Source organism: Bradyrhizobium sp. CCBAU 25360 (assembly GCF_028128695.1).
Classification (GTDB): Bacteria; Pseudomonadota; Alphaproteobacteria; order Rhizobiales; family Xanthobacteraceae; genus Bradyrhizobium; species Bradyrhizobium ottawaense.
Genome location: NZ_LBJA01000044.1, coordinates 374,304 through 399,243, shown reverse-complemented (window position 1 = coordinate 399,243; position 24,940 = coordinate 374,304). Strand labels below are relative to the sequence as shown.

The 24,940-nt window shown below is 65.0% G+C and carries 22 protein-coding genes; 13 read left to right on the top strand and 9 right to left on the bottom strand.

Translation table 11 applies throughout. The features are described from left to right. Positions 1-69: 69 nt before the first annotated feature. Together XH81_RS32155 and XH81_RS32150 are read left to right on the top strand one after the other, a co-directional pair. A complete protein-coding gene (locus XH81_RS32155; RefSeq protein WP_028145414.1) occupies positions 70-318 on the top strand; it encodes a hypothetical protein in 249 nt (82 codons plus the stop codon). An 81-nt stretch (positions 319-399) separates the two neighbouring features. Then, positions 400-1,902, top strand: a complete 1,503-nt coding sequence (locus tag XH81_RS32150; protein ID WP_271596743.1) for a carboxylesterase/lipase family protein — start codon at positions 400-402, stop codon at positions 1,900-1,902. 7 nt (positions 1,903-1,909) lie between these two features. Here XH81_RS32150 and XH81_RS32145 read toward each other — a convergent pair whose 3' ends face one another. Then, positions 1,910-2,089, bottom strand: a complete 180-nt coding sequence (locus XH81_RS32145; RefSeq protein WP_028145412.1) for a hypothetical protein — start codon at positions 2,087-2,089, stop codon at positions 1,910-1,912. A gap of 150 nt (positions 2,090-2,239) precedes the next feature. Between XH81_RS32145 and XH81_RS32140 the strand changes: the two genes are divergently transcribed. Further along, on the top strand, positions 2,240-3,034 hold the full coding sequence (locus XH81_RS32140; protein WP_028145411.1) for a DODA-type extradiol aromatic ring-opening family dioxygenase: 795 nt from the start codon (positions 2,240-2,242) through the stop codon (positions 3,032-3,034). A gap of 123 nt (positions 3,035-3,157) precedes the next feature. Here the strand turns inward: XH81_RS32140 and XH81_RS32135 are convergent, their stop codons facing one another. The 3 genes from XH81_RS32135 to glgC form a co-directional block, all read right to left on the bottom strand. Further along, a complete protein-coding gene (locus tag XH81_RS32135) occupies positions 3,158-3,418 on the bottom strand; it encodes a SemiSWEET transporter (RefSeq protein ID WP_028145410.1) in 261 nt (86 codons plus the stop codon). Between the two features lie 244 nt (positions 3,419-3,662). Next, positions 3,663-5,117 carry a glycogen synthase GlgA gene (gene glgA / locus XH81_RS32130; protein WP_028145409.1) on the bottom strand — a complete coding sequence of 485 codons (1,455 nt, stop codon included), beginning with the start codon at positions 5,115-5,117 and terminating at the stop codon, positions 3,663-3,665. After that, positions 5,114-6,376, bottom strand: a complete 1,263-nt coding sequence (glgC, locus tag XH81_RS32125; protein WP_028145408.1) for a glucose-1-phosphate adenylyltransferase — start codon at positions 6,374-6,376, stop codon at positions 5,114-5,116. Before glgC ends, glgA begins: the two co-directional genes overlap by 4 nt. 400 nt (positions 6,377-6,776) lie before the next feature. On the opposite strand from glgC, the gene XH81_RS32120 reads away from it, so the two are divergent. Continuing rightward, positions 6,777-7,223, top strand: a complete 447-nt coding sequence (locus XH81_RS32120; protein WP_028145407.1) for a hypothetical protein — start codon at positions 6,777-6,779, stop codon at positions 7,221-7,223. A 233-nt stretch (positions 7,224-7,456) separates the two neighbouring features. Here XH81_RS32120 and XH81_RS32115 read toward each other — a convergent pair whose 3' ends face one another. Next, positions 7,457-8,437 (bottom strand): ABC transporter substrate-binding protein, encoded by a 981-nt coding sequence (locus tag XH81_RS32115; protein WP_028145406.1) that lies wholly within the window; start codon positions 8,435-8,437, stop codon positions 7,457-7,459. Between the two features lie 488 nt (positions 8,438-8,925). Between XH81_RS32115 and XH81_RS32110 the strand changes: the two genes are divergently transcribed. The 9 genes from XH81_RS32110 to XH81_RS32070 all read left to right on the top strand — a co-directional run bounded on the left by XH81_RS32110 (position 8,926) and on the right by XH81_RS32070 (position 17,754). Continuing rightward, positions 8,926-10,026 carry an ABC transporter substrate-binding protein gene (locus XH81_RS32110; RefSeq protein ID WP_028145405.1) on the top strand — a complete coding sequence of 367 codons (1,101 nt, stop codon included), beginning with the start codon at positions 8,926-8,928 and terminating at the stop codon, positions 10,024-10,026. Continuing rightward, the gene (locus XH81_RS32105; RefSeq protein WP_028145404.1) at positions 10,004-11,026 is read left to right on the top strand and encodes an ABC transporter permease; all 1,023 of its coding nucleotides are present in this window, start codon (positions 10,004-10,006) and stop codon (positions 11,024-11,026) included. The genes XH81_RS32110 and XH81_RS32105 overlap by 23 nt, the downstream gene beginning before the upstream one ends. Beyond that, positions 11,020-11,817 carry an ABC transporter ATP-binding protein gene (locus tag XH81_RS32100; protein WP_271596742.1) on the top strand — a complete coding sequence of 266 codons (798 nt, stop codon included), beginning with the start codon at positions 11,020-11,022 and terminating at the stop codon, positions 11,815-11,817. The genes XH81_RS32105 and XH81_RS32100 overlap by 7 nt, the downstream gene beginning before the upstream one ends. Next, the gene (locus XH81_RS32095) at positions 11,811-12,983 is read left to right on the top strand and encodes an acyl-CoA dehydrogenase family protein (protein ID WP_028145402.1); all 1,173 of its coding nucleotides are present in this window, start codon (positions 11,811-11,813) and stop codon (positions 12,981-12,983) included. Before XH81_RS32100 ends, XH81_RS32095 begins: the two co-directional genes overlap by 7 nt. A gap of 21 nt (positions 12,984-13,004) precedes the next feature. Further along, on the top strand, positions 13,005-14,105 hold the full coding sequence (locus XH81_RS32090; RefSeq protein WP_028145401.1) for an LLM class flavin-dependent oxidoreductase: 1,101 nt from the start codon (positions 13,005-13,007) through the stop codon (positions 14,103-14,105). Continuing rightward, positions 14,102-15,040, top strand: coding sequence for an ABC transporter substrate-binding protein (locus tag XH81_RS32085; RefSeq protein WP_028145400.1), 939 nt, complete (start codon positions 14,102-14,104; stop codon positions 15,038-15,040). The genes XH81_RS32090 and XH81_RS32085 overlap by 4 nt, the downstream gene beginning before the upstream one ends. A gap of 241 nt (positions 15,041-15,281) precedes the next feature. Then, positions 15,282-16,127 carry a CmcJ/NvfI family oxidoreductase gene (locus XH81_RS32080; RefSeq protein WP_028145399.1) on the top strand — a complete coding sequence of 282 codons (846 nt, stop codon included), beginning with the start codon at positions 15,282-15,284 and terminating at the stop codon, positions 16,125-16,127. 102 nt (positions 16,128-16,229) lie between these two features. Further along, positions 16,230-16,541 (top strand): septal ring lytic transglycosylase RlpA family protein, encoded by a 312-nt coding sequence (locus tag XH81_RS32075; RefSeq protein ID WP_028145398.1) that lies wholly within the window; start codon positions 16,230-16,232, stop codon positions 16,539-16,541. 43 nt (positions 16,542-16,584) lie between these two features. After that, complete coding sequence (locus XH81_RS32070; RefSeq protein ID WP_028145397.1) at positions 16,585-17,754, top strand: Gfo/Idh/MocA family protein; 1,170 nt, start codon at positions 16,585-16,587, stop codon at positions 17,752-17,754. A 183-nt stretch (positions 17,755-17,937) separates the two neighbouring features. Here XH81_RS32070 and XH81_RS32065 read toward each other — a convergent pair whose 3' ends face one another. From XH81_RS32065 to XH81_RS32050, 4 genes are all read right to left on the bottom strand, one after another. Next, entirely contained in the window at positions 17,938-19,248 is a 1,311-nt protein-coding gene (locus XH81_RS32065; protein ID WP_028145396.1) for an ABC transporter substrate-binding protein, read from the bottom strand. A 167-nt stretch (positions 19,249-19,415) separates the two neighbouring features. Continuing rightward, positions 19,416-21,926 (bottom strand): excinuclease ABC subunit UvrA, encoded by a 2,511-nt coding sequence (gene uvrA / locus XH81_RS32060; RefSeq protein WP_271596741.1) that lies wholly within the window; start codon positions 21,924-21,926, stop codon positions 19,416-19,418. Between the two features lie 166 nt (positions 21,927-22,092). Next, positions 22,093-23,277 carry a calcium-binding protein gene (locus tag XH81_RS32055; protein WP_038971175.1) on the bottom strand — a complete coding sequence of 395 codons (1,185 nt, stop codon included), beginning with the start codon at positions 23,275-23,277 and terminating at the stop codon, positions 22,093-22,095. 364 nt (positions 23,278-23,641) lie between these two features. After that, the gene (locus tag XH81_RS32050; RefSeq protein WP_038971174.1) at positions 23,642-24,889 is read right to left on the bottom strand and encodes an SMP-30/gluconolactonase/LRE family protein; all 1,248 of its coding nucleotides are present in this window, start codon (positions 24,887-24,889) and stop codon (positions 23,642-23,644) included. Positions 24,890-24,940: the final 51 nt, after the last annotated feature.

Here is a 24,940-nt window from a genome sequence, read left to right as displayed (position 1 = left end):
GGCACTACACGCACCGCGATGCACAATGGCCGTGATTGCCCGGGCTAATCATGCCCGATCCGCCTGTGTATGCTTGCGGTTACAAGCCACGCGTACCGGCCGGGCGTCATGACAGAGTTGAGTGAGCGGACCAAAGCGAACATGGACGTCGTCCTGGAGGAGACGTGTAGGCAATTGCCGCATGGCGGCGATCACGACAGCCGCAGGTTCATCGCCGAACGCCTGATCGAAGCCGCGCGGGCCGGGCACTCCACGCTCGGCGAGCTCGGCATCGTCGCGCGGCACGCACTGGCGGCGATTCTCGCAAAGCGCGGTTAGTGTGAGCCGGCAGGCTTGCTCCGCCGACGGCCGCGGACGTAACCTGCAGGAAACCGTTCCGCGCATCGAGATGCACCGAAGATGCGATCCCTGCTCGCGCTTCTTGCGGCCTCCATTGTCCTGTGTTGCGCTGGCTCGGCCGTGGCGCAGCCGGTCGGACAGTTTCCGTTCGCGCTGACGCGTGAAGGACAGATTCTCGGCGCCGTCGAGGGTGAGGTGGCCTCGTTCAAGGGACTGGCCTATGCGGCGCCGCCGGTCGGCGCACTGCGGTGGCGACCGCCGCAGCCGACGCCCGAAAGTTCGGAGATGCACACCGCCTACGATTACGGCGCGCCGTGCCTTCAGCCGTCCTTGCCTGATGCGGGCGAGGATTGCCTGACGCTGAACGTGTTCCGTCCCTTCGGGGTCGACGGCCCGCTGCCGGTGATGATGTTCATCCATGGCGGCGGCTTCATCGGCGGCACCGCGAATGAGCGGCTGTTCGACGGTGCCAGGCTGGCGCAGGCCGGCCTCATCGTGGTCACCGCAAATTATCGCCTTGGCGTGCTCGGCTGGCTCACTGATCCTGCGCTGACGGACGGCGGCTCCGGCAATTACGGCCTGATGGACCAGATCGCCGCGCTGCATTGGGTTCATGACAACATCGCCGCCTTCGGCGGTGATCCGCACAATGTCACCTTGTTCGGCAGCGATTCAGGCGCGACATCGATCGCGCTTCTGATGCTGTCCGCGCAGTCGCGCGATCTGTTCCAGAAGGCCATTCTGCAATCGGTGCCCGCTCGCGCGCCCCTGCGCTCGGCGCAGGATGCGCAGGCGATGGGCCGGCAGTTCGTGGCGGCGCTCGGACCGCAGGCGGATTTGCGTGCCGCCGGACCGCGACGCCTGCTTGCCGCCGAAAGCCGTCTGCTGGAGCAATCGCGGTACGGCTTCGCGCCGATGATGGACGGAGCTCTGGTGACCGAGGATATCGCGGCAGGCTTTGCGGCCGGACACCAAAGCCGCATTCCCCTGATCATCGGCTCGAACGACGACGAGACGGGTTTCGACGGCGAGTTCGATGTCAAGGAGGAGCTTGCAGCGTCAGGCCTCACAAGCGATGAGCTGCGCAAGCTCTATCCTGATCTCGCCAAGCCTTCTCTCGCCAAGCCTTCTCTTGTTAAGCCTTCGGATGTTGCGGCACGATTCTACACCGACAAGGTCTTTTCCGAGCCCGCAAGACTGCTGGCGCGCCTGCATGCCGCAAGCGGCGCGGCGACCTTTCGCTATCGCTTCGCCTATGTGCCCGAGGCGCGTCGCGCCAATCCTGGGCCTGGGCATGGGCGCGAGCTGCAGTTCATCTTCGGTGCAGAAGGCGTGCCGGGAGCGGGCATCTTCTCGCGGGCTGATCGCGAGGTCGCAAGCCGCATGCGGTCCTATTGGATCAACTTCGCCAGAAGCGGCGATCCCAACGGTCCCGGTCTGCCGCATTGGGATTCCGTCGCTGGCCGCGATCGCCTGCTGCTGATCGCGAACGATCACATCGCGAGCGGAGACGACCCCTGGTCGGAGCGTCTCGACCGTATCGCAGGCGAGAGCAAGAAATGAGCTGGACTTAAGCGGCGAGCTCGACGCGGGGCGCGGGCGTCAGCCGGCCTTCCTCCAGATAGTCCATCGCGCCGTCCTTCTCGACGGCATAGAACTGCTGGCCTTCGCGCGACTTGAAGGCGGCGCGAACGATGCCGCGGCGGCCCTTGTCACTGTTGACGACGTCCCCCAGCGCAAACTTCTTCATCTCACGTCTCACTTGTCTTCAGGCCGACTGCTTCGGCCACGCCGGGGATTTTGGGCGGCAAATCGTTAACGACTTGCTAACCATGCCGGTTTGCCTATGCTCGCCGCCGGACGCGCGGGCACGCGCAGAGTGCCGATGAGACGAAGCCCCATGACGCGATTTCCGACCCTGTTCCTGTCGCATGGCGGCGGCCCCTGGCCCTTCATGGAGGACCGGCGGGTGCAATATGCCAGAACCGCCGAAGAGTTCGGCCGGTTGCCGCAGCTTCTCCCGGAGAGACCAAAGGCCGTGCTCGTCATCACTGGCCATTGGGAGGCCGATGCCTTCACCGTCTCGACCTCGGCGCAGCCGCCGATGGTGTACGACTATTACGGTTTCCCCGAGCATACCTATCATCTCAAATATCCGGCGCCGGGCCGGCCCGAACTGGCGACCGAGGTGAAGGCGCTGCTCACGCGGGCCGGCCTGGAATGCCGGGAAGATCCCAACCAGGGTTTTGATCACGGCACCTTCGTGCCGCTCGGCCTGATGTATCCGAACGCCGACATGCCGATCGTGCTGCTGTCGCTGAAGTCTGCTTACGATGCGGCCGAGCACATCAGGGTCGGCGAGGCGATTGCCTCGCTCCGCGATGAAGGCATCCTGATCGTCGGCAGCGGGCTGACCTATCACAACATGCGTGGCTTCAACCGGCCCGAGTCCAAGCCGGTCTCGTATGACTTCGAGGCCTATCTGAACGAGGCGATCAGCAACCCGGATCCGGCCCGCCGCAACGCGATGCTGGTGGATTGGGAGAATGCACCGAGCGCGCGTCTGGCGCATCCGCGCGAGGACCATCTGCTGCCGCTGATGGTGGCCGCCGGCGCCGCCGGCAGCGATATCGGCAAGCGCGTCTTCGTCGACGAGGTCGCAGGCGTGGCGATGGCGTCGTATGTGTTTGGATGAATTCGTAGGGCGGATTAGCCCGCGGCTGCGCGAAGCGCAGTCCGCCGGCGTAATCCGCCGTCGTGCGGCATTAAGGTGGCGGATTACGCCTTCGGCTAATCCGCCCTACGGCATCCCGCGACCTCATCCGTATTTCAGCTTCATGAACAAAATGCCGCCGGCGAGCAGCATGGTGATGGCGTTGGCGGCGACCAGCGGCGCATCGCCCGAGAGCAGGCCGTAGATCAGCCAGAGCGCGAGGCCCAGCACCATGACCAGGAACATGCCGAGCGAGATGTCTCCGGTGGAGCGGGTCTTCCACACCTTGATGGCTTGCGGCGCGTAGGCCACGGTGGTGCAGGTTGCGGCGGCAAAGCCGATCAGCTTGATCACGAACGGGTCCATGCCGGCTCTATAGCATGGATTCGACGACGGTCATGCTTCCGGAGCGGCCATCCAGGCGGCAGTCTGCGCGCGCGCCTCGTCCTTCGAGACGGCGCTTACGCGCCTCCTCAGGATGAGGCTAAGCAGCGCCGGTGCTGCCGACTTCGTTGCCGTGTACTCCACCCTCATCCTGAGGAGCTCGCGAAAGCGGGCGTCTCGAAGGATGCGCCGCAGGGTGGTTTTCTACATACGATAGTTTTGCGCCTCAGGCACGCTCCGCCGTGAGCCCACGATAGAGCGCGGCATAGTCGCCGGCGCGGTTGCGCCAGGAGACGTCGGTCGCAAGGCCGTGTCGTTGCAGTTGGCGCCAGGTCGGCTTGTCGTGGAAGGCGGTGTTGGCCTTGCGTAAGCTGCCGGCAAGGGCCTCCGCCGTCACGGGTGCGAACTTGAAGCCGGTGGCATCGCGGTCGGCGGCGTCGGCCTCTCCGATGTCGACGATGGTGTCCTCGAGCCCGCCGACGCGTGAGACGATCGGGACGGCGCCGTAGCGTAGCGCGCAGAGCTGGGTCAGGCCGCACGGCTCGAAGCGCGAGGGCACGATCAGCGCGTCCGAGCCGGCCTGGAGCAGGTGCGCCAGGATCTCGTCATAGCCGATCACGACGCCGATCCGTCCGGGATTGGCGCGGGCCGCGGCCTGATAGCGATCCTGGAGATCGCGGTCGCCGCTGCCGAGCAGCGCGAGCTGCATGCCTTCGGCCAGAATGGTCGGAATGGCCTCGAGCAGCAGATCGAGCCCCTTCTGCCAGGACAGCCGGCTGATGACGCCGAGCAGCGGCGCTTCGTCGGAGGAGTCGAGATTGAACTGCTGCTGAAGCACCGCCTTGTTCGCGGCCCGGAAGGTGAGGTCCTCCGCGCCGTAGCGGTAGGCGATGTGCGGATCGTCCTGCGGATTCCACACCGAGACGTCGATGCCGTTGAGGATGCCGCTCAGCACGTTTGCGCGTGCACGCAACAGGCCACCGAATCCCATGCCGCCTTCGTCGCTCTGGATCTCCTGTGCGTAGGTCGGCGACACCGTCGTGATGCGATCGGCGAATTGCAGGCCCGCCTTCAAAAAGCTGATGCCGCCGAAATATTCGATCTCATTGACGTTGAACGCGTGCCAGGGCAGGCCGATCGCACCGATCAGCTCGGGAGCGAACTTGCCCTGATAGGCCATGTTATGGATGGTCATCACGGTGCCGGGTCGCGGGCGATTGTCATAGTGCAGATAGGCCGGCGCGAGCCCGGCCTGCCAGTCATGGGCGTGCACGACATCGGGTACGAAGGCGGGGACGAGGCCGTGGCCGATATCGGCGGCGATGCGCGACAGTGCCGCGAAGCGCACGCCATTGTCCGGCCAGTCGACACCCTCTGTGGTGACATAGGGATTGCCCGGCCGCGCATAGAGATGTGGCACGTCGAGCACGAACAGGTCGAGCCCGTCGTGGGAGCCCGCGAGCAGCCGGCCCGGTCCGCCGAAATAATCCGGCCAGCTCCGGATTTCCTCTGCGTTCGATACGATCCGCGTCACGTCGGGATAACCCGGCATCAAGGTGCGCATCTCGACGCCATGCGCCTTCAGCGCAATCGGCAGCGCGCCGGCGACATCCGCGAGGCCGCCGGTCTTGACGATGGGATAGACTTCAGAAGCGACCGCGAGGACGCGAACAGGCCTCATGTATTGAGCCTGTCGATCATCGGCTGAGTGACGAGCGAAATCCCCTGCTCGGTGGTGCGGAAGCGCTTGGCATCGAACGCCGGGTCCTCGCCGATCACGAGTCCTTCCGGAATCTCGACGCCGCGGTCGATCACGACGTTCTTCAGGCGAGCGCCGCGGCCGACACTGACATAGGGCATGATCACGGCGTTCTCGACATTGGCGTAGGAGTTGATGCGCACGCCGGTGAACAGCAGCGATCGGCGCAGCGAGGCGCCGGAGATGATGCAGCCGCCCGAGACCAGCGAGCTCACGGCCTGGCCGCGCCGGCTCTCCTCGTCATGAACGAATTTCGCCGGCGGCGTGATCTCCGCATAAGACCAGATCGGCCAGGAGCTGTCGAACAGGTCGAGCTCGGGCACGACGTCAGTGAGGTCGATATTGGCGGCCCAATAGGCATCGACCGTGCCGACGTCGCGCCAATAGGCGCGGGGGTCGCTGCCGGAACGCACGCAGGAGGTGGAATATTGGTGCGCCATCGCGCGGCCGTTCTTGACGAGGTAGGGAATGATGTCCTTGCCGAAATCGTGGTTCGAGTTCGGGTCCTCGGCGTCGCGCTTGAGCTCCTCGAACAGGAATTTCGCGTCGAACACGTAGATGCCCATGCTGGCGAGCGAGACGTCCGGCTTGCCCGGCATCGGCGGCGGATCCTTCGGCTTCTCCAGGAACTCCTGAATCCAGCCGTTCTCGTCGATATGCATGATGCCGAAGCCCGAAGATTCCGTCCGCGGCATCTCCAGGCAACCGACCGTGACGTCGGCGCCGCTGTCGACGTGCTGGCGCAGCATCACCTCGTAGTCCATCTTGTAGATGTGGTCGCCGGCCAGCACCACGATAAAGCGGCAGGCGTGGGATTCGATGATGTCGATGTTCTGGTAGACCGCATCCGCCGTGCCGACATACCACATGTTCTCGGAGACGCGCTGGCTCGCGGGGAGGATGTCGAAGCTCTCGTTTCGCTCCGGGCGAAAGAAGTTCCAGCCCATCTGAAGGTGCCGGATCAGGCTGTGCGCCTTGTATTGGGTGGCGACTGCGATGCGGCGGATGCCCGAATTGACGGCATTCGACAGCGCGAAATCGATGATGCGGGACTTGCCGCCGAAATAGACGGCTGGCTTGGCGCGGCGGTCGGTCAGTTCCAGGAGCCGGCTGCCACGTCCGCCGGCCAGGACGAACGCCAGCGCCTGACGGGCAAGCGGCTCGGGTCTCGCGGCACTCATGTCGTCCTCCCCACTCACGCCCGGCGCAGGCCGAGGCTATTTGTCGCGAGAAGCCTCGCGCCATTGGAACCGATAGTAACGGTACGAATAGTCAATCGTGAAGTAGGTTGTTGGTTGCGCAGGCGAGAAGCTTAATGCTTTGCCTTGGCCGCGGGGCTCCGGCATCGCCCCGGTGTCACGTCGGGCAGAGCGGGGCACGTTGGTTCGCCTCGCATGCCGGCAGCCGGCTCGCAGCGAGGCATGGACGAGGCTTGGACGAGGCTTGGACGAGGCTTGGACGAGGCTTGTGCGCCGCACGCAAATCCGGGCTTGAAAATCCGGGCTTTGACTTGGCGCAAAGATGCCCGATCATGCCGCTGCGATCCTTTTCCAAGCAAGACGTCAGACAGGGAGCAAGTCGATGAGGATCTGGAAAACGGCAATTGCTTGTTCGGTCGCCGGCGTGGTCATCGCCGGCCAAATTCAACAGGCGGCAGCGGCACCGCTGCCGACAAACGTCGCGACCATGAAGGCCGCTGTCGGTGACGATGTCGCGCAGGTGCATTGGCGCGGTCGTGGCTGGGGATGGGGCGGAGGTGGCCTCCTCGCCGGCGCGATCATCGGCAGCGCCATCGCCAGCAGCGCGCCTTATGGCTACGGCTATTACGGCGGCGGTCCGTATTACGGCGGCTATGGCTATGGTTATGCGCCCGCCTATTATGGCGGCTATGGACCGGGTTACGCCTATGGTCCGGGTTACGGTTATGGATATCGTTCCTATTACCGTCCCCGTCCGTACTACGGCTACCGCTATGGCTATTACCGGCCGCGCGCGTACTACCGGCCTTATTATCGCGGATACTGGTGATCGCGCGAAGCTACAGCGAGAGCCACACGATCAGGCTCATGCAGGCGAAATGCGTGAGCACGATCGCGGCGAGATGCAGCCGGCCGGCCTTGAGGCGAGGCCGTCTCCATTCTGAGCGCGAAGGATTGAAGTCGAATTGAGTTCGGACAACAGCAGCGCTCTCTCCGCTCCCTCCCCCACAAGGGGGGAGGGAGCGCACCTTTGTTGGGGTGTCAAGTGTCATCCGCTGGAAGTTAATTCGATCCCGCCGCCGCAGCCGTGAAGCTGCGGTCGACGGCTTTGCTGACGTCGAGCTTCTTGGGCAGGATGCCGTAACGCGTCGAGCGATCGGAGGCTTCCTGCACCTCCTTCACCACGTTCTCGTCGATTACGATCGGGCTGGTACGTTGCGCTGTGTAGGCTGACAGCAGCACGTCTTCCGGCAATTTGGTCAGCTCGGCGGTGTTCCTGGCATATTCGGAAACGTGATCCAGCGACCACAGCCGTGCTTTGTTCAGCCGCTGCACCAGGTCCTGCACCACCGCGCGCTTGGTGGCGATGGCGTTGTCGGAGGCGACGATGAAGGTGATGGTCGGCGTCAGGCCCTCGCCGTCGGCGATCACCCGCGCCTTGTCCTTCAGCGTCGCGAACGACACGTAAGGCTCCCACACCGCCCAGGCGTCGATCGAGCCGGCGACCAGCGCGATCTTGGCATCGACGGGGCCGAGCGGCGCGAAGGTCGCATCCTCGAGCTTGATCTGCGCCTTCTCCAGCGTCGCGTCGATCAGGAACTGGCCCCAGCCGCCGCGCGTGCCGGCGAGGCGTTTACCCCTAAGGTCGGCGGCCGATTTGATCGGCGAGTCCTGACGCACCAGGATGGCTTGCGTCTTCGCATCCGACCTGGTGCCGCCGATCGCCTTGATCGGCGCGCCCGCGGCGTAGACCGAGAGGAAGGAGAGATCGCCGGTGTAGCCGACGTCGAGCGCGCCGGCGTTGAGCGCTTCCAGGATCGGCGCCGCGGCGGGGAATTCCGACCATTCGATTCTGTAGGGCAGGTCCTTCGCATAGCCGGAGATCTCGAGCAGCGAGCGGTTGCCGCCCTTCTGGTCGCCGACGCGCAGCACGACGGTGTCCGCGGCAAACGACGCGGCAGTCGCCGATAGCGTGATGGCGGCGGCGAATAGCGAAGCGGCGAGCCGGCGGGTGATGGAATGATCGTGGGAGTTGATGCTCATATAGCCTGTCTTGTTGCGTGCTTGTGACTTTGGCTCACGACGCGTGAGCGAGCGATGCAGCGAGACGATCGAGTCTATGACCGAGCGAAGTGCAGTCAATGAAATGGCCAACCGTATTGCGCGCGCATCGGGCAAGGACGTTTCATTGAATCCTTGCGCGCGAGAACACGATGGTCCTGCGGAAGAAAGATGCACGGGATCTGAGCAGATGCGCGCTTGTGGCGATCGCGGGGAGCAACCGCATTCACGAAAATCGTTTCATCGTTCCCGCGCGAGCTGATGGAGAGAATGACCCTGCTTCGCATCACATTCGAAATTCCATTTCATTGACGATGCGGCGAGCGCGCCGCATGATTTGCGTATCGCATCAACGCGGCGCGACAAACGCCGGCGGAATAATTTTCTCTCAACGCAGCTCCGTACGGACCATGCGCAACGTGAAGCGTTGCGCTAAGGGCGGAGTCGTGCCAGCGCAGGAGTGGGGACTGATGAACAACGACGACAAGCGCGGCGGACGGGGGCTCGACCGGCGCCATCTGCTCCAGGCGGGGCTTGCGGCAGCTTTCGCCGCGCCGCTCGGCGCGCTGGGCGCGCAGGCTTTTGCGCCGCGCGGCATCGCATCCGGCATCGATTTCTCGGAGTTTCCGCTGTGCCGGACGGCGTCCGATGCGCCCGCGCTCACCGGCGCGCCGCGCAAGCTGAAACTGTCGTGGAATGCCGGCGCCGTCTGCCTCGCGCCGGTGCCTGTTGCCATCGAGCATGGCTTCTTCCAGAAGCACAATCTCGACGTCGAGCTCGTCAACTATTCCGGCTCGACTGATCAACTGCTCGAGGCGATCGCGACGGGAAAGAGCGATGCCGGTCTCGGCATGGCGCTGCGCTGGCTGAAGCCGCTGGAGCAGGGCTTTGACGTCAAGATCGCCGCCGGCACCCATGGCGGCTGCATGCGCGTGCTGTCGCGCGCCGATTCCGGTGTTGCCAAGCTCGCCGATCTCAAGGGCAAGATCGTCGCGGTCGGCGATCTCGCCGGTCCCGACAAGAACTTCTTCTCAATCCAATTGGCAAAGCTCGGTATCGATCCGAACAAGGACGTCGACTGGCGCGCCTATCCCGGCAACCTCCTTAACGTCGCCGTCGAGAAGGGCGAGGTGCAGGCGTTCCTGTCCTCCGATCCGCTGGCCTATCTCTGGCTCAAGGACACCCAGTATAAGGAGGTCGCCTCCAATCTCGACGGTGAATTCCGTGAAAAGAGCTGCTGCATCCTCGGCCTGCGCGGCAGCCTGGTGCGGGAGGAGCCGCAGGTCGCGCGCGCCATCACACAGGCGCTGCTCGATGCCGCGATGTTCAGCTCGCAGAATGCGACGGCCGCCGCAAAATCGTTCCAGCCCTACGCGCCGAAGGCGGCCACGCTCGCCGATATCGAGGGCATGGTGCGCTACCACACCCACCATCATCATCCCGTCGGCGATGTGCTGAAGCGCGAGCTCAAGGCCTATGCCGACGATCTCAAGAGCGTGCAGGTCTTCAAGCCGAGCACCGACACGGCCAAATTCGCGGAGCGCATCTATGTCGACGTATTCGCTGTCTGACGGCCTTGCCTCCGGCGCGCCGCGCCTCTCGCGCGCGCCGTTGCTGGCGAACTGGGCGAAGGAATCCGGCGCCGGTGTGCTCGCCAGCATCGCCTGGATCGCCTTCGGCCTGTCCTGCCTGTGGTGGGCGGATGTCGGCGACTGGTCGCGCACGCATTCGCTCGGCATCGCCGCCTTCGTCATCGCGGCCATCGCGCTGTTCGGCACCATCGGTGCCGATTATCTGGGATCGGCGGGCAGGGCCCTGCACAAGCGCGCGCCCTGGCTGGTCGCGCTCGGCGCCTTCCTGACGCTGTGGGAGGTCGCGACGGCAAAGTTCGCCTGGCTGCCGCTGCCGTTCTTCCCGCCGCCGCAGTCGATCATCGAGGTCTATACCGACGATTTGCCAAAGCTGCTCGATAGCGTCTTCGCCTCGGTCAAGCTTCAGCTCGGCGGCTATCTGATCGGCGCCACGGTCGGCTTCCTGACCGGCGTCTCGATCGGCTGGTCGCGCGCGGTCGGCTATTGGGTGCATCCGGTGTTGCGCTTCATCGGCCCGCTGCCGGCAACGGCCTGGCTGCCGATCGCCTTCTTCACCTTCCCGTCGAGCTGGAGCGCCTCGACCTTCCTGATCGCGCTGGCAACGGGCTTTCCCGTCACCGTGCTGACCTGGTCGGGTGTCGCGAGCGTCAGCAATGCCTATTACGACGTCGCGCGCACGCTCGGTGCCAAGCCGTCCTTCCTGGTGCTGAAGGTCGCGATCCCCGCCGCGCTGCCGCACGTCTTCGTCGGACTGTTCATGGGGCTCGGCTCGTCCTTCGCCGTGCTCGTCGTCGCCGAGATGATCGGCGTCAAGGCCGGGCTCGGTTGGTACCTGCAATGGGCGCAGGGCTGGGCGGCCTACGCCAACATGTATGCGGCGCTGATCGTGATGTCGCTGCTCTGCTCCGGTGCGATCACGCTGCTGTTTGCGATCCGCGATCGTCTCTTGGTCTGGCAGAAGGGGACTGTGAAATGGTAGCCGCAGCTTTGGCTGAAGTGGTCACGCATCCGGCCGCCGGCGCCGCGCTCGACATCGAGCAGGTCAGCCACGCCTTCGACATCGACGGCGCAGAGTTGCCGGTGCTCAGCGACGTCAGCCTCTCGGTCGAGCCAGGCGAGTTCGTCGCGCTGCTCGGCCCCTCCGGCTGCGGCAAGTCGACCTTGCTGCGCCTCGTCGCCGGCCTCGACAAACCCAGGGCTGGACGATTGCGCGAGGACGAGGAGCGCATCAGGAGTCCACATCCCTCGCGCGTGGTCGTGTTCCAGGATCCGACGCTGTTTCCCTGGCGGTCGGTCTGGGACAACGTCGCCCTGGGCCTCGAGGCCCAGGGCATTCTCAAGAGCCAGCGTCATCGTGTCGATGCCGCGCTCGATCTGGTTGGACTGGCGTCGTTCCGCAACGCCTATCCGCACCAGCTCTCCGGCGGCATGGCGCAGCGTGTCGCGCTGGCGCGTGCATTGGTCAACGATCCCAAGATCCTGATTCTCGACGAGCCGCTCGGAAAGCTCGACTCGCTGACCCGCATCACCATGCAGGCCGAGCTGGTCTCGCTCTGGCAGCGCAAGGGTTTTACCACGCTGCTCGTGACCCATGACGCCGAGGAAGCCCTCGTGCTCGCCAACCGCGTCATCGTCTTCAGCGATCGTCCCGCACGCGTGAAGGCCGACATCCGCGTCGACCGGCCCTATCCGCGTCATCGCGGCGATCCTTATCTCGCCGATCTGCGCCGCCAGATCCTCGGCCTGCTGGGATTGGACGCAACATGGTGACATCCGTAGCCAAGGGGCGCGCGGCCCATAGCGAGCCCGACTACATCGCGCGTGCCGAAGCGCTGGCCGAAGGTTTCGCGGCACGCGCGGCCGAGCATGACCGCACCGGCAGCTTCCCCTTCGAGAATTTTCGCGAGCTGTCCGAAGCGAACTTGCTGTCGCTGACGGTGCCGGCGGTCCATGGCGGGGCAGGCGCGGGCGCAAGGTACACCGCGCGCGTCATCGGCATCATCGGCAAGACCGACCCGTCGACCGCGCTGGTGCTGTCGATGCACTACATCAACCATCTCGTCATGGCGCGCAGCCCGACCTGGCCGGTGCGGCACTCGCGCAAGCTTGCGCGCGAGAGCGTCGAGGGCATTGCGCTCGTCAACGCGCTGCGGGTCGAGCCCGAGCTCGGCTCGCCCGCCCGTGGCGGCCTGCCGGCGACGGTCGCGCGGCGTACCGAGACCGGCTGGCGCCTCTCCGGCCACAAGATCTATTCGACGGGCTCGCCGATCCTGAAATGGTACCTGGTCTGGGCGCGGACGGATGAGGCCGAGCCGCGCGTCGGGCAATTCCTGGTGCCGGCGGGCCTGCCGGGCACCCGCATCGTCGAGACCTGGGATCATCACGGCCTGCGCGCGAGCGGCAGCCATGACGTCATCTTCGACGACGTCGTGATCCCCCTCGATGCCGAGGTCGACGTGCGCAAGCCGGCGGACTGGCGTGCGCCCGACGTTGCACAGGCCGCCATCCACACGGTCTTCGTCGCGGCGATCTACGACGGTGTTGCCCGCGCGGCGCGCGACTGGTTGATCAGGTTCCTGAAGCAGCGCGTGCCCGCCAGCCTCGGCGCGCCGCTCGCGACCTTGGCTCGCGCACAGGAGATCCTCGGTGCCATCGAAGCCAGGCTCGCGGTCAACGCGCGGCTGATCGCCTCCTTTGCAGGCGATTTCGACGACGGCGTTGGACTCTCTGCCGGCGAATCCAACGTCATCAAGCTCACCGTCACCAACAACGCGATCGCCGTGGTCGAGGATGCACTGTCCCTCACCGGCAATCACGGCCTGTCCCGCGCCAATCCGCTGGAGCGGCACTATCGCGACGTGCTGTGCGGTCGGGTGCACACGCCGCAGGATGATTCCACGCGCATCGGCCTCGGCCGCGCCGCACTGGGCCTCTAGGACATCAACAGGGAGACGATCATGTCGATCGAGTTCATCGGCTTCATCAGCAACAACAATTCGTCGGAGACCGTTGTCCGTGAGGGACCGGTGCTCAACCCCACCCACATCGAGACGGTGGCGAAGGCGCATGAGAATGCCGGCTTCGATCGCGCGCTGCTGGCGTTTCATTCGACCTCGCCCGACGCGCTCCAGGTGGCGCAGCACGTCCTCAACGTGACCTCCCGCCTCAACGTGCTGATCGCGCAGCGGCCGGGATTCACCGCCCCGACGCTGCTGGCGCGGCAGTTTGCCGTGCTCGATCAGTTTTCCCGCGGCAGGGTTGCGCTCCACGTCATCACTGGCGGCAATGCCACCGAGCTCAGGCAGGACGGCAACACGCTCGACGACAAGGACGAGCGCTACGCCCGCACCTCCGAGTTTCTCGATATCCTCAAGCTGGAATGGACCAGCGACAAGCCGTTCACCTACAAGGGCAAGTACTATCAGGTCGAGAACGCCTTCTCGCAGGTGAAGCCGTATCGGCCCGAGGGCATCCGCGTCTATTTCGGCGGCGCCTCGGATGCGGCCATCGACGTTGCCGGCAAGCACGCCGACACGTTTGCGCTGTGGGGTGAATCCTACGCGCAGGTGCGCGATGTGACCTCGCGCGTCCACAACGCCGCTGTCAGGCAGGGCCGGCCGACGCCGCGCTTCAGCCTGTCGGTGCGTCCGATCATTGCCCCCACCGAGAAGCAGGCCTGGGAAAAGGCCGAGGAAATCCTGGCGCGCGCCACCGCGCTGCAGGACAGGACCGGCTATCGCAAGCCCGCCGACGGCCACGCCACTGCCGGCGCGCGGCGCCTGCTCGCGCTGGCCGACCAAGGCAGCCGCATCGACAAGCGGCTGTGGACCGAGATCGCAAAGTTCACCGGCGCCAACAGCAACACCACCGCGCTGGTCGGCACGCCCGAGCAGGTCGCCGAAGTCTTCGGCGATTATTACGATCTCGGCATCAGCCATTTACTGATCCGCGGCTTCGATCCCTTGATCGACGCGATCGAGTATGGTCGTGAGCTGATCCCGCTGACGCGAGAGCTGGTCGCCAGGCGCCAGGCCGTGCGCGGCGAGGCCGCGGAATGATCCGTCTCATGCTGGCCGGCGCGCTACTGTTCGGCTCGTTCGAGCTGACGGCAGCGCAAACCACTTTGCGCGTCGGCGACCAGAAGGGCAATTCGCAGGCCGTGATGGAAGCGGCCGGCGTGCTCAAGGACGTTCCTTACAAGATCGAGTGGAAGGAGTTTCCGGCGGCAGCCCCGCTGCTGGAGGCGCTCAGCGCGGGCGCGATCGAGACCGGGCTCGTTGGCGACGCGCCCTTCACCTTCGCCGCCGCCTCGGGCGCGCCGGTGAAGGCGATCGCCGCCATCCGGCAGACGCGCGAGGGGCTCGCGATCCTCGTGCCGGAGAATTCGCCGATCAGGAGCTTTGCCGATTTGCGCGGGAAGAAGATCGCAACCGGCCGCGGCTCGATCGGCCATCAATTGATCCTCGCGGCGCTGGAGAAGAACGGCTGGAGCGCGAGCGACGTGCAGATCGCGTTCCTCGCGCCGTCCGATGCCAAGATCGCCTACACGCAAGGTTCGGTCGATGCGTGGTCGACCTGGGAGCCCTATGTCAGCCAGGAGGAGGTGCTGTTCAGATCGCGGCGCATCATCAGCTCGGAAGGCCTGACGCCGGGCCTCAGCTTCCAGGTGGCGCGGCCTGACGCGATCAGGGACAAGCGCGCCGAGCTGACCGACTTCATCCGCCGCCTCACCGCGGCGCGCGCATGGTCGCTGAACAATGTCGACAGCTATGCCGCGACCTGGGGCAGGCTGATGAACATCCCGGTCGCCGTGCCGCAGAACTGGCTCTCGCGCGCAAAAATCCGCATCGCGCCGATCGACGACGGCGTCGTCGCGGACGAGCAGGGCACGATCGACCTCTATTTCCGCTGGGGCCTGATCAAGCAGAAGCTCGATGCCGCCGAGATCGTCGATCGCTCCTTTGCGGATGCGATTGCGAAGGCGGGGTTGTAGCGAAGTCCTCGTGTCCCGGACGCGGTGCAAGCTGCTCCGCAGAGCCGGGGCACGATATATCACCAACACTCAAGCATCCGTGAAGTAGGAAGAACCCGTTCCAGCGCAATCGTCTTGCGCGACACGTTCCTTCTGCATTCGTCGCTCCCGACAACATCCTCATTGCTATTTGCATCGCACCTCTTGTGCCACGTCGCGCGCCCTCAAAAATCAATCCGACGACCACATCGGGAGACCGGCCATGGGCCTGCAAGAAACAAGAATCGAATCGCTTCCCTTCGTCACTGCCGAGCTCAACTATCTCGCGCCGACATCCGGCAAGCCGCGAACCTACGCATTCGACCCGCCGCCCGGTGAGCCCAGGAGCACGTCGCTGCCGGAGCCGCATCAGGTGCCGATCTTCGATGCGCGCTTGATCGCGAACAATTTCTCGCTCGATCGCGAAGGCTTTGCGCTGGTGCGCCATCCGACCCGGGTGAAGGATTTCTACGACGACGCAGAGGTGAGGGCGGTCTACTATCCCGCCGTCGAGGCGTTCCTGCGCGCGACGCTGAAGGCCGACCGCGTCGTCATCTTCGACCATACCGTGCGCAAGCGCGTCGAGGGCGCGGCCGACACCCGCGGCGGTGGCCCGCGCCAGCCGGCGACACGCGTCCATGTCGACCAGACCGCCATCTCCGGCGCCAACCGGGTGCGCGAGCATCTGCCTGACGAGGCCGAAGAGCTGCTGAAGGGCCGCGTCCAGGTGATCAACCTCTGGCGTCCGATCCGGGGTCCGTTGCGCGATTCACCGCTCGCCATGGCCGACGGCACCACGGTTGCGCCCGGTGATCTCGTGGCGTCAGACCTGATCTATCCCAACCGCCGCGGCGAGACCTATTCGGTGAAATACAATCCCGATCATCGCTGGTTCTATTTCCCGGAGATGACACCGGACGAGGCGCTGCTGCTCAAATGCTACGATTCCGCAACCGACGGCCGCACCCGCTTCGGGCCGCACACCGCCTTCGTCGATCCGACCACGCCGCTGGACGCCGCGCCGCGCGAAAGCATCGAGGTGCGCACGCTGGTTTTTCACAGACAGTAACAATCTTTGATGGCGTTGCCGGGATCCGTCCCGGCAGTTCCAGGAACTGAAGGGAACAAACTGACGTTTGCGGGACGGGTCTGGGCCAACCGGAGCGGTGCCGTGCGCGCGCAGCCGACGCTATTGTTTTGTCTCGCTACTTTCTCGTTTTCACCATTTTCTGTTGCCCATGCCGAAAACGGGCTCGCCTCCTACTACAGCTACGGAAAAGCCGGCAAGGGCGAGCTCACCTGCGCGCATCGGACGCGCCCGTTCGGCAGCGTGCTGAGGGTCTCCTATGGCAGCCGCACGATCCAGTGTCGCGTCAACGATCGCGGCCCGTTCATCCGCGGCCGTATCGTCGATCTCTCGGTGCCGGCCGCCCGCGCGCTCGGCATGATGAGTGCCGGCGTGGTGCGAGTCTCCGTGGAATAGGCCGGCCGGCGCGCTATAGTGCCGCCCAAAGCAAGGGGGCACTATGGCTGGGATCAGGATCGGACTCGTCGGCTGCGGCTTCGTGTCGGAGCTGCACATGTATGCGTTCCGGCGCGTCTATGGCGTGGACGTCGAAGTCGCGGCGGTGGCCGCGCGCGGCGACCACGTCGTCGAATTCGCTGGCCGTCACAACATCCCGCGGGTCTATCGCGGCTTTGCCGATCTGATCGCCGACCGCGAGATCGACGTCGTCGACATCTGCACGCCGCCCAATCTTCATGCCGAAATGATCGTCGCGGCGATGCAGGCCGGCAAGCACGTGATCTGCGAAAAGCCGTTCGCCGGCTATTTCGGCCGCGACGGCGACCAGCAGCCGATCGGCAAGCACGTGCCGAAGGCGCTGATGTATGAGCGCGTGCTGGAGGAGATGGACAAGACGCGCACCGCGATCGAGCGCACCGGAAAGCTCTTCATGTACGCCGAGGACTGGATCTACGCGCCCGCGGTGACCAAGACCGCGGAGATCATCAAGGCGACTAAGGACAAGATCCTGTTCATGAAGGGCGAGGAGAGCCATTCCGGCTCGCACGCGGCCCACGCCGCGCAATGGGCGATGACCGGAGGCGGCTCGCTGATCCGCATGGGCTGCCATCCGCTCTCCGCCGTGCTCTACCTCAAGCAGGTCGAAGCGAAGGCGCGCGGCGAGAGTATCCGCGTGGCCAGCGTCACCGGCGATGTCGGCAACGTCACAGCCGGCCTCAAGCCGGAGGAGCGCACCTACATCAAGGCCGATCCCGTCGATGTCGAGGACTGGGGCACGCTGACCGCGACTTTCTCTGACGGCACCAAGGCCACCGTGTTCTCCGGCGACATGATCATGGGCGGCGTGCGCAATCTGGTCGAGACCTATACGTCGGGCGGCTCGCTGTTCGCCAACATTACCCCGAACAACCATCTGATGAGCTACCAGACCTCCGAGGAGAAGCTCGCCAGCGTCTACATCACCGAGAAGGTCGACCGCAAAACCGGCTGGCAATATGTCTGCCTCGAGGAGGAATGGACGCGCGGCTATCTGCAGGAGATCCAGGACTTCATGGAATGCGTCGCGACCGGGCGGCAGCCGCTGTCCGACCTTGCGCTCGCCTATGAGACGATCAAGGTGAACTACGCCGGCTATTGGGCCGCGGAGGAGGGGCGACGGGTGGTGTTGTAGGGTACGCTTCTCTTACCCTCCCCTGGAGGGGGAGGGTCGATCGCGCGCAGCGCGAGCGGGGCGGGGTGATCTCTCCACACGGGCAGTGTTCATGTGGAGAGATCACCCCACCCCGCCACGCATTCCGCTTCGCTGCATGCGTAGCGACCCTCCCCTCCAGGGGAGGGTGGAAGCAAGCCGCCCCTACGCCCCGTAGGTCGAGCCCTTCGGCAGCGGGAATACCGGGTCTTGCGTCCTGATGTTCGTCGGCCACACCACCGAGATGTGCTCGCCCGCGTTCTGCATCACCACCGGCGTCGAGCGTTCGTTCTGGCCGGACAGCGGCGTGCCCGGCGGGAAGAATTTGACGCCATAGCCCTGGATGGTGCCGCCGGCGGGGATGTCGACGTCGAGCGCGGCCTTGCGGATCGCCTCCGGCTCGAAGCTGCCGTACTTCTCCTTGGCGACAGGCAGCACGTTGTTGAGCAGCACCCAGGTCTGGTTGAAACCCATCGAGCAGTGCGGCGGCACGTCGGTGGCGCCGGTCTTGGTCTGGTAGCGCGAGACCATGGTCTTGATCAGCTCGCCCATGCCCGGCGCGAGTTTCGCCGCATCGAGCAGCTGCGCCGGCACCGGGTCGATGTTGCAGAAATTGTCGATGTCGGGACCGAAGGTGGCGCGCAGCTTGTCGAGCTGGCTGTAGCCGGCGCCGGCGCCGAACAGCATCTTGAAGCGCAATCCGCTCTCGCGGGCCTGGCGCAGGAACAGGGTGATGTCGGGGTTGTAGCCGGCATGCGAGATCACATCGACCTTGGCCCGCTTGAGCTTGGTCACGAGCACCGAGAGGTCGGGCGCGGACGCCGAATAGCCCTCGCGCATCACCACCTGGATGCCGGCCTGCTTGGCATAGGCCTCGTCGGCGGCGGCGACGCCGACGCCATAGGGGCCGTCCTCGTGGATCAGCGCGACCTTGACGTCCTTTGCCTCCATGCCGAGCTTGGCTTGCGCATGCTCGGCGATGAAGCCGGCAAAGGCCTGGCCGTACTGGTCGGAATGGATCTGCGCGCGAAACACGTATTGCAGATTCTTGTCCTTGAACACGGCGGTCGAGACCGCGGTCGTGATCCAGAGGATCTTCTTCTGCTGCTCGACCTTCGCCGCCATCGGCACCGCATGCGCGCTGGAATAGACGCCGTTGATGATGTCGATCTTCTCCTGGCTGATCAGCCGCTCGGCCTCGTTGATGGCAACATCCGCCTTGCTCTGGGAATCCGCCGCGACCGGCACGATCTTGGTCTTGCCGCCGATGCCGCCCTTCTCGTTGACGAGGTCGATGGCGATCTGCGCGCCGACCGAGGAGGCGACCGAGCCGCCTGCGGCGAAGGGACCGGTGAGGTCGTAGATCAGACCGATGCGCAAATTCTCGGCCTGCGCCTGGGCCCTGGTCCAATCGAGGCTGAGTGTGGCGGCGGCAGCCGCCGTACCCTTCAGCAGCTGCCTGCGTGAAGTCGGCATCCTATCCTCCCTCAAAAACCGTCTTATGATTGGTTGTTATCTTTTTGCGAAGTATGGGGAGCGGGATGGCGGAAAGTCAACATCGCGAAAGTCGGGTCTGTCAGCTGCGCCATGGAACGCAATTGCGAAATGACCGCGAGGCGACCGCATCCGACAATCGTCGCGCGCTACTGCTTCAAGCGCCCCGCCAGATAATGCGCGGTCTTTCCGCCGGCCTTGGCAACCTGGTCCGGCGTTCCCGATGCGACGATGCGGCCGCCCTCGTCGCCGGCACCGGGGCCGAGATCGATGATCCAGTCGCTGTGCGAGACGACGTCCATGTCGTGCTCGACCACGACCACGCTGTTGCCGGTGTCCACGATCCGTTCGAGCTGGGCGATCAGCCGCTCGACGTCCCGTGGATGCAGCCCGGTGGTCGGCTCGTCCAGCACATAGAGCGTATGGCCCCGTTGCGGACGCATCAGCTCGGTCGCCAGCTTGATCCGCTGGGCTTCGCCACCGGACAGTTCGGTGGCGGACTGGCCGAGGCGGATATAGCCGAGGCCGACCTCGCGCACGACCGAGAGCGACCGGTTCAGCGCGGCATCGCCCTCGAAGAACTCGAAGGCCTCGTCGACGCGCATCGCCAGCACATCCGCGATGGATTTGCCGCGGATTGTCACCTCGAGCGTCTTGTCGTTGTAGCGGGCGCCCTTGCAGGTCGGGCAGGGCGCGTAGACGCTGGGCAGGAACAAGAGCTCGACACAGACGAAGCCTTCGCCCTCGCAGGTCGCACATCGTCCTTTCGCGACATTGAACGAGAAGCGTCCGGCATCGTAGCGGCGGGACTTTGCCTGCGGCGTTGCCGCGAACAGTTTTCGGACATGGTCGAACAGGCCGGTATAGGTCGCAAGATTGGACCGCGGGGTGCGGCCGATCGGCTTCTGGTCGACGACGACGAGGCGGTTGATTTGGTCAAGGCCGGCAACGATCCTGCCGCCCAACGTCTCGACCGTCGGGGCCAAGCTGTCGTCATCGGCGTCAGCGGCCAGCGTATGGCCGAGATGCGCGGCAACGGTATCGACGAGGAATTGGCTGATCAGGCTCGATTTGCCGGAGCCCGACACGCCGGTGATGCTGGTGAGAATGCCGAGCGGAATATCGACGTCGAGACCACGAAGGTTGTTGCGGGATACGCCGCTGAGCTTCAGATGGCCCTTCGGCTCGCGGCGCGCCGGCGGCAGCTTCTTGCGCGGACGTCCGAGGTAATGCGCGGTTCGCGATTGCTCGATGTCACCGAGCCCTTCCGGCGGCCCGCTGTAGAGGATGAGTCCGCCGCCGTCGCCGGCGTCGGGGCCGACATCCACCAGCCAGTCGGCGTGGCTGATCACCTCGATCTCGTGCTCGACCACGAAGATCGAGTTGCCGGCGTGCTTCAGCCGGTCCAGCGCCCGCAGCAGCGCCTCGGTGTCGGCGGGATGCAGGCCCGCTGACGGCTCGTCGAGCACGTAGACGACGCCGAACAGGTTCGAACGAACCTGCGTCGCAAGGCGCAGCCGTTGCAATTCGCCCGGTGACAGCGTCGGCGTGCTGCGCTCGCAGGCGAGATAGCCGAGGCCGAGGTCGAGCAGGACGGCGAGCCGCGCCGACAGATCCTCGCAGATGCGCCTGGCGACGACGGTCTTCTCCGTCTTGTCTGTCGAGGCCTTTGCGAACGGCTCGACCAATTCCTGCAATTGCTTGAGCGGCAGGTGCGACATCTCGGCGATGTTGAGGCCGGCGAACCTGACCTTGAGTGCCTCGGGCTTGAGCCGGGTGCCGTGGCAGGTCGGGCAATCCCGCGTGATCATGAATTGCGCGACGCGGCGCTTCATCATCGCGCTCTCGGACTTGGCGTAGGTTTGCATCACGTAGCGCTTGGCGCCGGTGAACGTGCCCTGATAGCTCGGCTCTTCCTTGCGGCGCAGGGCGCGTTTGACCTCAGTGGCGTCGTAACCGGCATAGACAGGCACGGTGGGCTGTTCATCCGTAAACAGGATCCAGTCGCGGTCTTTTTTAGGAAGTTCGCGCCAGGGCTTGTCGACGTCGTAGCCGAGCGTCGTCAGGATGTCCCGGAGGTTCTGCCCTTGCCAGGCACTCGGCCAGGCCGCGACGGCGCGCTCCCGGATCGTCCTGGTGTTGTCGGGCACCATCGACTTCTCGGTCACGTCGAGCATCCGGCCGATGCCGTGGCAGGTCGGGCACGCCCCCTCGGGCGTGTTCGGCGAGAACGCTTCCGCATAGAGCATCGGCTGTCCCCGCGGGTAATCGCCGGCGCGGGAATAGAGCATCCTCAGAAGGTTCGAGATGGTGGTCACGCTGCCCACGGATGACCTTGTCGTCGGCGCCCCGCGTTGCTGCTGGAGCGCGACGGCGGGCGGCAGGCCTTCGATGTCGTCGACTTCAGGGACTTGCATCTGGTGGAACAGTCGCCGGGCGTAAGGCGACACCGACTCCAGATAGCGCCGCTGCGCCTCGGCGTAGATCGTTCCAAAGGCGAGCGAGGATTTCCCGGAGCCCGACACGCCCGTGAACACGACGAGGGCGTTGCGGGGAATGCGAACGTCGACGTTTCTCAGGTTGTGCTCGCGCGCGCCCCGGACGTGAACGAAGCCGTCGTCCTGGGTCAGGCTCTCAGTCTGCTTTGGTCGATCATCCATCTCGCGCCTCTAACCCAGACGGGGGGTAACGACAAGATCGCAGGATGGGTCCTCCGGTGCCAGCGTGGGCTTCGGTTTCTGCACAAAGCGAAGGCCGCCGCGGTAAATGCGACGGGCCCTGCTGGATGTGTTGGCTTGCCGGTGCCGACCGGACTCTCGCCGCACCTCAGACGATGAAATCCCTGGCGTTGAGATCGGCGGCGTGGATGCCGTCCAGCGTGATCGTGTCGTTGGCGGTCAGGTGGATCACCGCATTTCCGGCGTTGTCGTCGCTGATCAGGCTTTTCAGCTCGGCCCAGCCTGCAAAGTCGTAAGCGTGGACGTCGATCACATCGTGCTCCCGCGCCGTGCTGCCGGCCGCCTTGTTGCCCTGGTTGAAATCGTTGATCACGTCCTGGCCCGAGCCGGCGTTGAACACGAACAGATCGTTGTTCGGCCCGCCCCAGAGCTGATCATTGCCGCCTCCGCCGTTCAGGAGGTCGCGGCCGCCGGTGATCGAGCCGGCCGCGGCGGGAGTGTAGATGCGTGCATCGCCATACATCCAATCGCCGCGATCGCTCCCGTAGAGAATATCATTGCCACACTGTGCGTTGCCGGACATCTGCGAGGCATCGCCGACGAGCGCGATGGAGGTCGAATCGGGATTGCCGGCGACGGCTGCGATCAGGATGTCGTCCCCGCCGCGGGCATTGTCGCTCATGTAGTCGCTGTCGCCGAGGAGCGATGCGCCGCCGGACCGCGCACCGGCGCCGACGGTATATATGAGGATGTCGTTGCCGCCGCGTGCATCGCCGCTCATGGTCACCAAGGCATCACCGGATATCGACGCGTTGCCAGAGAATCCGGCCTGGACCACGCTGACGATGTCGTTGCCGCCTTCAGCGTTGCCGCTCATGAGCGATCCGGAATCGCCGCTGAACGCGCCATAGGATCTGTCGCCCATCTCTGCCGTGATGAGGTCATTGCCGCCCTTGGCATCCCCGGTCATGGCGATCTCGGCGTCGCCCGAGAGATAAACGTTTGCATAGGTCGCGTTCGACGCCTCAACATGCAGCACGTCGTTGCCGCCATGGGCTTGATCTGACATGATCTGCGCGTCGCCATCAAAAGACACATAGGGCAAGCGACCCTCGACCGTCGCAACCAGAAGGTCGTTGCCGCCATGCGATCGGCCGTTCAGGATCGCCTCGTCACCGACAAACAGCAGGCTGCTGGGCCCGTCATCGACCGTTGCGATCATGATGTCGTTACCGCCGTGGCCGTCGACCGGCAGGCCGGGGTCTCCGAACGCGATCACGAGTTCCTGGCTTCCAACGCTGACGATGATCGTATCGTTTGGCATACGGCGCATCGCGTAGGCTCCCGGTCCGTGTCAGGCGCGGATCGCGGCGGACTTCATGTCCGCGCACCGCGCTGCGGCCGTGCCGCGTCACGTATCTTCTTTGGTTTGATGGCGGAGATTGGCCCGCGGTGCAGCTTGATTGCGGCCGAGGAGCCGCATCGGAGGATGCGCGTCGTCAAGCTGTCATGAAACGCAGGTGCGCCGGCATGTTTGCGAGAGTGTATTGGCGGGAGGGATCGAAGGATGAATCGATCCGCAGTGCCGTAGGGTGGGCAAAGCGAAAGCGTGCCCACGATCCCTTTGATACGGAACGAGATGGTGGGCACGGCGCGTTGCGCCTTTGCCCACCCTACGATAGCGGTGCACTCTTCGCTCAGCCGGGCCCTGCGCCTTGCGTCGCCGTGAACACCGCGTAGAGCGACTGGCTCGCGGCCATGAACAGGCGGTTGCGCTTGGGACCGCCGAAGGTGATGTTGCCGCACACCTCCGGCAGGCGGATGCGGCCGAGCAGCTTGCCCTCCGGCGACCACACCGTCACACCGCTGTAGCCGACGGCGCGGCCGGCATTGCTGGAAGCCCAGACATTGCCGTTGACGTCGCAGCGCACGCCGTCCGGCCCGCACTTCACGCCGTCGACCACGCAATCGCTGAACTTCTTGAGGTTGGAGAGCTTGTTGTCCCCGCCGACATCGAACACGAAGATCTCGCCCTTGCCGCCGGGGCCGGTATCGCCTGGCCCTTTGCCGGTCGAGGCGACGTAAAGCTTCTTGTAATCAGGCGAGAAGCACAGTCCGTTCGGATCGGGGACCTGCTCCTCGGTGACGACGAGATCGATGCGGCCGGAGGGGTCGATGCGATAGCAATTGGTCGGCAACTCGCGCTTGCCTGGCTGGAAACCGGCCGGCTGTCCGATCCGCGGATTGAGCTTGCCGCCCGCATTGCTCGGACCGCCCGCCGCATCCGGCTCGCCTTCGTAGAGCTGACCGCCATAGGGTGGATCGGTGAACCAGTAACTGCCGTCGGGATGCGCGACGACGTCGTTCGGCGAGTTCAGCTTCTTGCCGTTGTAATTGTCGCAGAGCACGGTGGCGGTGCCGTCGTGCTCATAGCGCGTCACCCGGCGAGTCAGGTGCTCGCAGGAGAGCTGGCGGCCCTGGAAGTCGAAGGAGTTGCCGTTGGAATTGTTGGACGGCGTGCGAAACACGCTGACGCGGCCGTCGTCCTCGCTCCAGCGCATCTGGCGGTTGTTGGGAATGTCGCTCCAGAGCAGATACCTTCCTTGCGCGCTCCACGCCGGGCCCTCCGCCCACAGCACGCCGGTATAAAGACGCTTGATCGCGGTGTTGGGCTGCGCGAGATCGTTGAAGGAGGGATCGACCGCGATGATGTCGGGGTCCCAGAAATAAGTGGTCGGGGCGCCGTGGGGGCCGAAATCGCGCGGCGGGGTGGTGATGGTGGTCGGCGGTGCGGCGGGTCCGGTCTGGGCCAGCGCGGGGCCGGCGACCGTGGCTGCGGCGCCAAGCGCAAGCCCCCGGACAAGCGTTCGTCGTGAAAGCGCAGCATCCTGGTCACGCTGCTCGTGGTCACGAGCCGTGTGGTCACGAGCCTCTTGGCGTGTCATCGCGTCCTCCCAATGATGTTCGCTGGCCGGTTGATCCGGCCGAGCAACCGG